The organism is Mesorhizobium calcicola (assembly GCF_042682105.1).
GTDB lineage: Bacteria > Pseudomonadota > Alphaproteobacteria > Rhizobiales > Rhizobiaceae > Mesorhizobium > Mesorhizobium calcicola.
The window spans coordinates 270,643-281,234 of the sequence record NZ_JBHUGY010000008.1 but is presented as its reverse complement, the minus strand read 5'-3'; the positions used below and the strand labels follow the sequence as shown (position 1 = coordinate 281,234).

The 10,592-nt window shown below is 62.1% G+C and carries 11 protein-coding genes; 8 read left to right on the top strand and 3 right to left on the bottom strand.

Annotated features, from left to right (window positions below):
• Positions 1-503 (bottom strand): transporter substrate-binding domain-containing protein (locus tag ACFSQT_RS04815; protein ID WP_379017194.1); only part of this gene is annotated, 503 nt, incomplete at its 3' end.
• 260 nt (positions 504-763) lie between these two features.
• Between ACFSQT_RS04815 and ACFSQT_RS04810 the strand changes: the two genes are divergently transcribed.
• The 3 genes from ACFSQT_RS04810 (at position 764) to ACFSQT_RS04800 (ending at position 2,994) form a co-directional block, all read left to right on the top strand.
• Positions 764-1,495: a helix-turn-helix transcriptional regulator gene (locus ACFSQT_RS04810; protein ID WP_379017193.1), complete on the top strand. Its 732-nt coding sequence runs from the start codon at positions 764-766 to the stop codon at positions 1,493-1,495.
• Positions 1,496-1,591: 96 nt separating this feature from the next.
• The gene (locus tag ACFSQT_RS04805; RefSeq protein WP_379017192.1) at positions 1,592-2,230 is read left to right on the top strand and encodes an acyl-homoserine-lactone synthase; all 639 of its coding nucleotides are present in this window, start codon (positions 1,592-1,594) and stop codon (positions 2,228-2,230) included.
• 14 nt (positions 2,231-2,244) lie between these two features.
• Positions 2,245-2,994 carry an enoyl-CoA hydratase-related protein gene (locus tag ACFSQT_RS04800; RefSeq protein WP_379017191.1) on the top strand — a complete coding sequence of 250 codons (750 nt, stop codon included), beginning with the start codon at positions 2,245-2,247 and terminating at the stop codon, positions 2,992-2,994.
• Positions 2,995-3,081: 87 nt separating this feature from the next.
• Here ACFSQT_RS04800 and ppk2 read toward each other — a convergent pair whose 3' ends face one another.
• Positions 3,082-3,984, bottom strand: coding sequence for a polyphosphate kinase 2 (ppk2, locus tag ACFSQT_RS04795; protein ID WP_379017190.1), 903 nt, complete (start codon positions 3,982-3,984; stop codon positions 3,082-3,084).
• A gap of 218 nt (positions 3,985-4,202) precedes the next feature.
• Between ppk2 and ACFSQT_RS04790 the strand changes: the two genes are divergently transcribed.
• From ACFSQT_RS04790 to ACFSQT_RS04780, 3 genes are all read left to right on the top strand, one after another.
• Positions 4,203-5,468, top strand: a complete 1,266-nt coding sequence (locus tag ACFSQT_RS04790; RefSeq protein WP_379017189.1) for a sensor histidine kinase — start codon at positions 4,203-4,205, stop codon at positions 5,466-5,468.
• 116 nt (positions 5,469-5,584) lie between these two features.
• Positions 5,585-6,310, top strand: coding sequence for a phosphate signaling complex protein PhoU (gene phoU, locus ACFSQT_RS04785; protein WP_379017188.1), 726 nt, complete (start codon positions 5,585-5,587; stop codon positions 6,308-6,310).
• 91 nt (positions 6,311-6,401) lie between these two features.
• Entirely contained in the window at positions 6,402-7,412 is a 1,011-nt protein-coding gene (locus ACFSQT_RS04780; RefSeq protein WP_379017187.1) for a magnesium and cobalt transport protein CorA, read from the top strand.
• 135 nt (positions 7,413-7,547) lie between these two features.
• Here the strand turns inward: ACFSQT_RS04780 and ACFSQT_RS04775 are convergent, their stop codons facing one another.
• On the bottom strand, positions 7,548-8,066 hold the full coding sequence (locus ACFSQT_RS04775) for a GcrA family cell cycle regulator (RefSeq protein WP_379017186.1): 519 nt from the start codon (positions 8,064-8,066) through the stop codon (positions 7,548-7,550).
• A gap of 358 nt (positions 8,067-8,424) precedes the next feature.
• On the opposite strand from ACFSQT_RS04775, the gene ACFSQT_RS04770 reads away from it, so the two are divergent.
• Both ACFSQT_RS04770 and argF read left to right on the top strand, forming a co-directional pair.
• A complete protein-coding gene (locus tag ACFSQT_RS04770) occupies positions 8,425-9,624 on the top strand; it encodes an aspartate aminotransferase family protein (RefSeq protein ID WP_379017185.1) in 1,200 nt (399 codons plus the stop codon).
• 17 nt (positions 9,625-9,641) lie between these two features.
• Complete coding sequence (gene argF, locus ACFSQT_RS04765; protein ID WP_379017184.1) at positions 9,642-10,553, top strand: ornithine carbamoyltransferase; 912 nt, start codon at positions 9,642-9,644, stop codon at positions 10,551-10,553.
• Positions 10,554-10,592 lie beyond the last annotated feature (39 nt).

Genomic DNA, 10,592 nt, shown 5'->3' with positions numbered 1-10,592 from the left:
GAGCCAGCGACCACGCCGACACGCTTGCCGCGCAATTTGTCGAAGACCGGTTCGGTCAGCGCCTTGCTCTTCGGCATGACGAAGCGGGCCGGGAACTGCAGGTAGGAGCGCGAGAAGGCATAGGTCGAGCGCGAGTCCGGCGTTGCGGCGATCCCGGCGATGATCGCCTCGCCCTCGCCTTTCTGCAGCGCGCCTTCGAGCTCTGCCCAGGGCAAGGCCTGGATTTGGCATTTTTCGACGATGCCGAGCTCGGCGCAGATGGCGCGCGCCAGATCGATGTGGAAACCGGACAGCTTTCCCGCGCTGTCGAGGAAATTGAAGGGGGGGAAATCGGTGGTCGTCAGGAAGCGCAAGCGGGGCAGTGCTGAAAGGTCCGGCTTCGGCAACCGTTCCTTGGCGTCCCACAGCACCGGAACTTGCGGCTCCGCAGCACGTATGTCGTCGGCGAACGACAGCAATCCGATCAGCATCGCAAGAGCGAAGGATCTCCACTGGAACGCCACAATAAAAACTCCGCCACAGTCGTGCTCGCACCGGTTTTGGTACGAAAATGGTACAGGCACAATGGTTTTTGATTTCAACACGTCGATTTCAGGATATGATTAGTGGGTTTAAAAACTAGCTCTGGCCGCCTTGGTGGGGGATCAAGGTTGGGAGCCACAGAATAAAGAAGCGGTTTGCAATCCGTGGTCGGTGGTGAAGTGCAAATCAAGCACGCATCATTGGTCGCAAATGCACAGGGCAACATGGGGTTGATGTTGCGATGGGTCAGTTCGATCGCACGCTGGAATTCATAGACCAACTGCAGCACGCCGGAACGGCGGCGGCAGTCTGCGAAAAGTTGCTGGGCATAACGTCGGATTTCGGCCTCACCGCGCTGATGGCGGGAACCGTGCCGCAGCCGGGCACGCCGGCGGGCCAGCAAAAGCAGCATGTGCTGCTCTGCGACTGGCCCGTTGAATGGCTGGAGCGCTATGTGGCGCGCAACTATGTCGATCACGACCCGGTCGTCAGCCATATGAAACAGCTGCAGGCGCCGTTCCAGTGGCGCGAAGCCTCGCAGGGCGCCCGCTTCGACAAAAGCAGCGGCGAAGTGATGGGCGATGCCGGCGCGTTCAAGTTGCGCGACGGACTGGCCTTCCCGCTGATCACGCTCGACGGCCAGATCGTCATGGTGTCGCTGGGCGGCGAGGCGGTCGAATTGTCGGCGGCCGAGTTCGGCCTGGTCTCGCTGGTGTCGACCTATGCGGTCGGCCGCGCCATGCAGCTCCACACCATGGCGAACAAGACCATCGATCATATCGTGCTGACGCCGCGCGAACGCGAATGCCTGCAATGGGCCGCCGTCGGCAAGTCCGAATGGGAGATTTCGCAAATCCTCGGCATCTCCGAACACACCTCGGAGAAACATCTTCTTAACGCCAAAAGCAAACTTGGCGCGGTCAACCGGGTACAGGCCGTCGCGGAAGCGATAAGGCGCGGCTACATTAGCTAGGGCGGCCGTGCCGGCCCAGCAATTCTAGCCTACGTGATCACGCAATTTTCTAGTCGAAGCACGGCCGTATCTTCCTCTGAAACCAGGAGATGACGGATGCTTTTTTCCCTTACCACCCAAGAATTGATGGAACGTCCCGACCTTTGGGAAGCGGTCCATCGCTTGCGCTACAAGATATTCGTCGAGGAGATGGGATGGAATGATCTCAAGCGCCCCGACGGGCTCGAATGCGACCAGTTCGACCATGACGAAGCCGTCCATCAAATCGTCATCAGGGGCAGTGAAGTCGCAGGCTACCAGAGGCTTTTGCCGACGACGCGGGCACATCTTCTGACCGAGGTGCTGACTGATCTCTTCGAGGGAACGCCGCCCTCCGGACCGAGCATCTACGAGTTGACCCGCTATGCGGTCGCTCCCGGTTTTCGCGATGGTCGTCGCGGTGTGTCGACTGTCGGCACCGAGCTGATCGCCGGCTTCGTCGAGTGGGGGCTGAAGCGCAACGTCAACCAGATGATCATCGAGTTCGAGCCGATGTGGGTGCTGCGCGCATTGCAGCTGCATTTCCTGGCGACCCCGCTGGGCTATCAGCGCACCTATGGCAACCAGCAGGTCGTCGCCACCCTGCTTACCTTCAACGAGCATACGCTCGACGTGGTGCGTTCGCGCCGCAATCATTTTGCCCCCGTGCTGGCCAGGGGATATCCCGACATGCTCGGCCAAAGGCGTGCGTCGTGAGATCGGAGACAGTCATGAGCCCCCATCCGCAACCCGAACTTCGCAATCACACGCTGATCGTCACCGTGTCCTCAAATGACGGCAGGCCGGTGCTGGACAGAACAGCCTATGAAAGCCTGGCAAAGAGCTTCCACGAAGCCGCCGACAATGAGGAGGTGCGCGTCGTCGTGCTGCGCGGCCTGGCAGGCTGCTTCTGTCTCGGCGGCGATTTCTCCGAATTCCTCGACGCCACCAAGCACCAGAAACTGATCGCCGCCGTCACCGATCTGTTCCGCACGCTTGCGACGTTTCCGAAACCCATCCTTGCCTGCGTCGATGGCGATGCCGTCGGTGTCGGCTGCACCATCCTGTTCCACTGCGACATGGTGATTGCGTCGGATGAAAGCACGTTCCGGGTACCGTTCGTCGATTTCGGCCTGGTGCCGGATGCGGCGACCAGCATCCTGGCGCCGCAAAAGCTCGGCTATGCCGGTGCTTTCCGCTTCTTCTGCCTCGGCGACACGCTTCGCGCCGAGGACGCCAGGGCGCTCGGCCTCGTCGCCGAGATCGTGCCGGGCGGCAGCGTCGAGGACGCGGCCCTCGGGCGGGCGAGGCAGCTAGTCAAGAAGCCGGTCGCTGCCTTGCTGCAGACGCGCGGCCTGCTCAAGGGCAACACCGGCGCGCTGTGCGAGCGCATCGATCAGGAGATCTCGCTCTTCCAGCAGGCGCTGCAGGACGACACCACGCTGCGTCGCCTGCAGCGCATCGCCCGGCTGGCGGCTTGAACGGTCACACCGAAAGGCGTCGATGAAGCGCCGCGCGGCCTCTGGCTGCGCGGCGCAAAAGCGTCGCCCTGTTTTTCGCGGGCCATCCTATTCTTTCAAAAACGACGGCCCTTCGCCGATGATCTTCTTGTCCTCCTTGCCGATCACGTCGAGATCGCGGCCGTCATAGGGCAGCGACGAGAGGATGCGTCGCATGACCGCCAGCCGCGCACGCCGCTTGTCGTTGGCCCGCACGATGATCCACGGCGCGAACGCCTTGTGGGTGCGCTCGAACATTGTGTCGCGGACCTTGGTGTAGTCGTCCCACTTGGTGATGCCGGCAACGTCGATCGGCGAAAACTTCCAGCTCTTCAGCGGGCTGTAGCGGCGATCGTGGAAGCGCTCGAGTTGCGTTTCCCGGCCGATGTTCATCCAGAACTTGAAGAAATGGATGCCCTCGTTGGAGATCATCCGTTCGAAATGCGGCGTCTCGTCGAGAAACTGCTCGTGCTGCTGCGGCGTGCAAAAACCCATCACCGGCTCGACGCCGGCGCGGTTGTACCAGGAGCGGTCGAAGGTTACGAATTCGCCCGATGTCGGAAAATGGTCGACATAGCGCTGGAAGTACCATTGCCCCTGCTCGGTCGGGGTCGGCTTGGTCAGCGCCACGTTGCGTGCTGTACGCGGGTTGAGATACTGGCGCACCACAAAGATGGTGCCGCCCTTGCCGGCGGCGTCGCGGCCCTCGAACAGCGCCATCACCCGTTTGCCGGTCGACTGCAGCCATGCCTGCGCCTTGACCAGCTCGATCTGCAATTTCTCGAGCGTCTCGTCATACTCGTCGGTTTTCATCTTCTTGTCATAGGGATAGCCGCCAGCGGTCAGCTTGTTGTCTTCGATCCAGTCGGGAAGCACGGGATTTTCGATATCGAACTCCCGCTCCTTGCCGTCGATCCTGATCTTCAACGGACCCGAGGTCGGCGCGGCGGGAGTTTCCTTGGTGTTTTTCATCGAGACGAACCCTTTCCTGCTTCCGGACTCATGCTATTGGAAGCCACTGCAGCGCCGCGCGTCCGTTTTGCACGCGCAAGGATGCTGTAGCACTTTGATTTTGCGCATGATCCTTTCCGAAAATCGATTCCCGATTTTTGGGCCATGCGCTAGACCGGTTCAGCGGAAGTTTCCGTTGCCGGTCGACCGGGTGCGAGGCAAGGGGTGCGCGCGAGCGAATGGCTGACCTGGACGCAGAGCAGAAAGGCATGGCGCAAGCCCTGGCCGTCCGGCTGTGGAACAGCCGCTGGCTGCTGATCGCCGGTGTCGTCGCGGTTCTCGCTGTTTATGCCTTGGCCGCGATATCCGCCTATGTCGTCCTTGCGGCGCTGGCGTTGCTGCTTCTAGCGGCAATGCTGCCGGCCGCCCGCATGCGTCAGTCCGCCGAGAGTGCCGCGGCGATCGAGGCAATCGGTTTGCAACGGCTCTCCGGAGAATATCTTGCGGCCGCCGTCGCCGACCCGCTGATCATCTTCGACCAGACCGCCACCATCGTCCACGCCAATGCCGCCGCCTTCGCCGCCTTCGGCGGGATCGCCCCAGGTCTGTCGCTGCCGCTAAAATTCCGGGCACCGGAAATGCAGGCTCTGCTGGACGGCGTGCTGTCGGGCGATGTCGCCTCTGATGTCGTCGACTACACGGAGAAGCTGCCGGTCGAACGGGCTTACCGGGTGAGCGCGTCGTCGGTTGGCCATGGCACCGATCTCTATGTGCTGGTGTTCAAGGACCAGAGCGAAGCGCGCAGGATCGACCGCATGCGCGCCGACTTCATCGCCAACGCCAGCCACGAACTGCGCACACCGCTCGCCTCGATCGCCGGCTTCATCGAAACCCTGCGCGGGCCGGCCCGCAACGACCCGGCGGCGCGCGATCAGTTCCTGCAGATCATGCAGAGCCAGACCGGCCGCATGGCGCGTCTGATCGACGATTTGTTGTCGCTGTCGCGGCTCGAGATGAAGCCCTATCTGAAGCCGGGAACCGAGGTCGACCTGCGCGACACAGTTGACAGCGTCATCGATTCGCTCGGACCGCTGGCCAGGGAAAACGGCGTTGCCATCGAGCGGGATTATGCCGACGGCCCGCTTGATGTGCCGGGCGATCGCGACGAGCTTTTCCAGGTTTTCGAGAACCTCCTGGAAAACGCCTGCAAATACGGGCAGTCGGGCGAGCGCGTCGTGGTGTCGATCGCGCGCAGCGATGCCGGCTCGGAGCCCGGTATCGACGTGACCATCAGGGATTTTGGCCCCGGCATCCCCGAGGAACACATTCCGCGCATCACCGAGCGCTTCTACCGCGTCGATGTCGAGACCAGCCGCACCCAGAAGGGCACCGGTCTTGGTCTGTCGATCGTCAAGCATATCCTGACACGTCACAACGCCAGGCTTTCGATCAAGTCCGAAGCCGGCAAGGGCGCTGCTTTCTCGGTTCATTTGCCGACGCACTGATACTGCCCTAGTTTTCCACGGGACCGTTTCTTTTTTCTGTCATCCGGCTAGCGTATCAGCGGGGATTCGAGGAAACGACTCAAGAACCAAGACACCCCGTGGGAAGGCATTTCGCCATGCAGTCCGTGCACATCATGAGCGCCTATGACGAGGAACTGAAATATCTGTCGAAGCGCATCGCTGCGATGGGCGGCCATGCCGAGCGCATGGTCGAACAGGCGGTTGCCGCCCTCGTCAACGCCGATCCCGGCCTCGCCCAGAAGGTCATCCGCGACGATGCCGTGCTGGATGAAGGGCAACGCGAAATCGACGACAAGGCGATCATCATCATCGCCAAGCGTCAGCCGATGGCGACGGACCTGCGCGAGATCGTCGGCGCCATCCGCATCTCGGCCGACCTCGAACGGGTCGGTGACCTCGGCAAGAACGTTGCCAAGCGGGTGGCCGCCGTCATCGACGGACGCCAGCCGACCAGCCTGTACCGCGGCCTCGAGGCCTTGGCCAACCTGGCGCTGACCCAGCTCAAGGAAGTGCTCGACGTCTATGCATCGCGCTCGGTCGACAAGATCGGTTTCGTGCGCGACCGCGACGACCAGATCGACGCCATGTACACATCGCTGTTTCGCGAATTGCTGACCTACATGATGGAAGATCCGCGCAACATCACGCCGTGCACGCATCTGCTGTTTTGCGCCAAGAACATCGAGCGTATCGGCGATCACGCCACCAACATCGCCGAGACCATCTACTACATCGTCACCGGCGAGCAGATGCCGGCCGAGCGGCCGAAGGGCGACAAGACCGACAAGATCAGCCTTTCCTCGACGCTGCCGGTTAATTGAACGGTCGCGCTCTCGAACCGTCATTCGAATTGCGCTAAGCTTTCCGGGCTTTCCTGTATCCTCGTCCGTGGATTTGCTTCGGGAGGTTGTGTTGGAAAATGTTCGGAACCTGACCCCGGCGCCCGCGCCGACATCCGGCATTATCGCCTGCGGCGTCTACACGGCCGGGCGTCGCATCGCCGACATCCCCATCGAGGAAGCCGGCGAATGGGCAAAAAAATCCGGTCATGTCGTCTGGATTGGCCTGCTTGAGCCCGACCGCAACCTGCTGCTTCGCGTCCAGGCACAGTTTCATCTGCATGAGCTGGCGATCGAGGATGCCGAGCACCCGCATCAGCGGCCGAAGATCGAGCAATATGGCGACGCCTTGTTCATCGTCGCCCGCACCGCGCAGCTGATCGACGGCCGGGTTACCTTCGGCGAGACCCATTTGTTCGTCGGCAGCGGCTACATCGTCAGCGTCAGGCATGGCCCGTCCACCTCCTATGCCGCCGTTCGCCAGCATTGGGAAAGCTGCCCGCATTCGCTGGCCAAGGGGGAGGATTTCGTCCTCTATGCCATTCTCGATTTCATCGTCGACAATTACATGCCGGTGCTCGAGCAGATCGAGGACGAGGTCGAGGTGATCGAGGACAGGGTCCTGCTGAAGCCGATGACCGGTCCCGACATCGAGCGGCTCTATATGCTGCGCCGTGATCTTTTGCGCCTGCGCAATGCGGCACTTCCGCTGGTCGAAGTCTGCCGCCGGCTGACCAGTGCCGACCTGCCGCAGATCCATACGGCCATGCATCCGCTGTTTCGTGACGTGACCGACCATATCCGCACCGTGCAGGAAAAGATCGACAGCCTGCGCGAGGTGCTGGCGTTTGCTTTCGAGGCCAGCCTTCTGGTCGGCCAGAGTCAGGAAACGGCGATCTCCAAGAAGCTCGCCTCATGGGCCGCCATCCTGGCGGTGCCGACGGCATTCGCCGGCATTTACGGTATGAATTTCAGCGACATGCCGGAACTGAAGATGGAATACGGCTACCCGGTGGTGCTGGCCACGATCGCGCTGATCTGCGCGTTTCTCTACTGGCGCTTTCGCAAGAATGGCTGGCTGTAGGCAGAGGGGAGTAGGGCAGTAGGGCAGTAGGGCAGTAGGGCAGTAGGGCAGTAGGGCAGTAGGGTTGGCATTTCGTGAGCGCGACTTTCCGCACACATACTGCCGTACTGCCCTACTCCCCTATTCCCTTACTTCCTATCGACTCCGCCGCCGCTCCGATGCCGGCTGGAACGCCACGCGGGCGTGGTACTTGCAGTAGGGTCCGGTTTCGGCGGCTTCGTTGCCGCAGAAATGGAAGTCCTCCGAAAGCGGATCGCCGTTCGGCCATTTGCAGGTCCGCTCGGTCAGCTCAACAAGCTGCAGATGCCGTGAGATCGGCACCACGACATTCTCGACCGGGCGGATGTAGTGACGTGCCACCGGTTCGGCGTCGAACTGCGTCTGCAGGGCCGTGGAGCCGATCGATGTCGTGACATGGCGGACCGCGCTCGCTGCGCGCGACACCGATTTCTGAACGGTCGATCCTTGCGCCGCCTTCTTCTGGCGTGCCGGAGTGGCGGTCGAACGTCCGCGGCCCGACAGTTTCAGCCGGTGCACCTTGCCGATGACCGCATTGCGGCTGACCCCCCCAAGCTGCGCAGCAATCTGGCTTGCGCTCAGACCCTCCGACCACAGTTTTCTGAGAAGTTCTACCCGCTCGTCAGTCCAGTTCATGAGACCGCGCTCCTGCTAAGCGTGCGGCAATCGGAATCCACTCCCGACCCGGCAACATTTGCCGGGGCAGACACCACATATATCTGGTGATTAGGTCCGCCGCACGAAATCTAGTTATTTCTCGACTACAACTACTCTATCCGCTGACTCGGTGACAAGAGTCCCAGGTGCAACACGAATCGGTTTTTTCGGTTTTCCCCAACTTGCCCGGTCGCTCGTGAGCCGGCGTCTCGTCAGGGGGCTTGCCGCGCGCCACTACGCGACGTTTTCGTTGACTTCATGGCCGAAAAACACGATAAGCCGCACAGGCCGCCGCTTTGGCGGCTTTTTTGATTTTCCGGTACCGGAGACGCATATAATGAGCGGTTCGGCGCTTTACGAGACCTTTGCTCGCGCACCCCTGGCCTTCGACCACGGGGAAGGCACCTGGCTGGTTACCGACAAGGGCGAGCGATATCTCGATTTCGCCGGCGGCATCGCCGTCAATTCGCTGGGCCACAGCCATCCGCATCTGGTCGCGGCACTCACCGAGCAGGCCGCCAAGCTGTGGCATGTCTCCAATCTCTACGAGATTCCGGGGCAGAGCCGGCTCGGCCAGCGGCTGGTGGATGCCACCTTCGCCGACAAGGTGTTCTTCACCAATTCCGGCGCCGAGGCGCTGGAATGCGCGATCAAGACGGCGCGGCGCTACCATTTCGTCAAGGGACATCCCGAACGCTTCCGTGTCATCACCTTCGAAGGTGCCTTCCATGGCCGCACGCTGGCGACCATCGCTGCGGGCGGTCAATACAAGTACCTTGAAGGGTTTGGACCCAAGGTCGAGGGTTTCGACCAGGTCGGCTTCGACGACATCGATGCGGCCGAAAAGGCGATCACGCCGGAGACCGCCGCGATCCTGATCGAACCGGTACAGGGCGAGGGCGGTATTCGCCCGGTGCCGACGCAATCGCTGAAGCGGCTCAGGCAGTTGTGCGAACAGCACGGCCTGCTCCTAATCTACGACGAGGTCCAGTGCGGCATCGGCCGAACCGGCAAGCTGTTCGCGCATGAATGGTCCGGCGTCACCCCCGATATCATGGCGATCGCCAAGGGCATTGGCGGCGGCTTCCCGATGGGCGCCTGCCTTGCCACGGACGAAGCGGCCATTGGCATGACCTCCGGCGTGCATGGCACCACTTTCGGCGGCAACCCGCTGGCGATGGCGGTTGGCAACGCTGTGCTCGACGTGGTGCTGGAAGACGGCTTCCTCGATGATGTCCGGCGCAAGGCGCTGCTGATGAAGCAGGGGCTGGCGGCGGTCGCCGACGAGTTTCCCGAGGTCATCGAGGACATCAGGGGCACCGGGCTGATGCTCGGCCTCAAATGCGCCATGCCCAACACCAAGGTGAACATGGCATTGCGCGACCAGCACCTGCTGGCGGTTCCGGCCGGCGACAACGTCATTCGCCTGTTGCCGCCGCTCACCGTCACCGATGCCGAGATCCACGAAGCGCTCAACCGCATCCACGCCGGCGCCAAGGGCCTGGCGGAGGCGATCGCCTCCGCCGCCGCGAAGTAATCCCGGAACCATTGCTGATGTCAGTTCGCCATTTCACCGATCTTTCCGCCGTTTCCGAAGGCGATCTGCGCTTCATGCTTGACGATGCGGTGGTGCGAAAGGCTCGCCTCAAGGCCGGCGAGCGGACCAGGCCGCTCGAAGGCAAGGTGCTGGCGATGATCTTCGACAAGCCGTCGACGCGCACGCGCGTGTCCTTCGACGTCGGCATGCGTCAGCTTGGTGGCGAGACCATCATGCTGACTGGCACCGAGATGCAGCTCGGCCGTTCCGAGACCATTGCCGATACAGCCAAGGTGCTGTCGCGCTACGTCGACGCGATCATGATCCGCACCACCTCGCATGAGCGCCTGCTGGAACTGACGGAGAACGCCACCGTTCCGGTCATCAACGGCCTGACCGATGACACCCATCCCTGCCAGCTGATGGCCGATATCATGACCTTCGAGGAGCATCGCGGTCCGGTCGCCGGCAAGACCATCGCCTGGACCGGCGACGGCAACAATGTGCTGCATTCGCTGCTCGAGGCTTCGGCGCGGTTCCGCTTCAACCTCAACGTCGCCGTGCCCGAAGGCAGCGAGCCGGCGCAGAAGCATATCGACTGGTCGCAGGCGCATGGCGGCAAGCTGCGCTTCACCCGCTCGCCCGAGGAAGCCGTCGATCAGGCCGACTGCGTCGTCACCGATTGCTGGGTGTCGATGGGCCAGGAACATCGCGCCCGCGGCCACAACGTGTTCTCGCCTTATCAGGTCAACGCGAAGCTCATGGCCCAGGCAAAGCCGGACGCATTGTTCATGCACTGCCTGCCGGCGCATCGCGGCGAGGAAGTGACCGACGAGGTCATCGACGGGCCGCATTCGGTGGTCTTCGACGAGGCCGAGAACCGGCTCCATGCCCAGAAGGCCGTGCTCGCCTGGTGTCTGGGAGCTTGATCTGAGGGGGTGTGATGCCTATTTGCGCCGCATCACGCA

What these genes read in the sequence shown, in the direction of transcription:
- ACFSQT_RS04775 (WP_379017186.1), bottom strand. Translation starts at nt 8,066, where the DNA reads ATGAACTGGACTGACGAGCGGGTAGAACTTCTCAGAAAACTGTGGTCG.
- ACFSQT_RS04800 (WP_379017191.1), top strand. Translation starts at nt 2,245, where the DNA reads ATGAGCCCCCATCCGCAACCCGAACTTCGCAATCACACGCTGATCGTC.
- ACFSQT_RS04810 (WP_379017193.1), top strand. Translation starts at nt 764, where the DNA reads ATGGGTCAGTTCGATCGCACGCTGGAATTCATAGACCAACTGCAGCAC.
- ACFSQT_RS04805 (WP_379017192.1), top strand. Translation starts at nt 1,592, where the DNA reads ATGCTTTTTTCCCTTACCACCCAAGAATTGATGGAACGTCCCGACCTT.
- ACFSQT_RS04770 (WP_379017185.1), top strand. Translation starts at nt 8,425, where the DNA reads ATGAGCGGTTCGGCGCTTTACGAGACCTTTGCTCGCGCACCCCTGGCC.
- phoU (WP_379017188.1), top strand. Translation starts at nt 5,585, where the DNA reads ATGCAGTCCGTGCACATCATGAGCGCCTATGACGAGGAACTGAAATAT.
- argF (WP_379017184.1), top strand. Translation starts at nt 9,642, where the DNA reads ATGTCAGTTCGCCATTTCACCGATCTTTCCGCCGTTTCCGAAGGCGAT.
- ACFSQT_RS04790 (WP_379017189.1), top strand. Translation starts at nt 4,203, where the DNA reads ATGGCTGACCTGGACGCAGAGCAGAAAGGCATGGCGCAAGCCCTGGCC.
- ppk2 (WP_379017190.1), bottom strand. Translation starts at nt 3,984, where the DNA reads ATGAAAAACACCAAGGAAACTCCCGCCGCGCCGACCTCGGGTCCGTTG.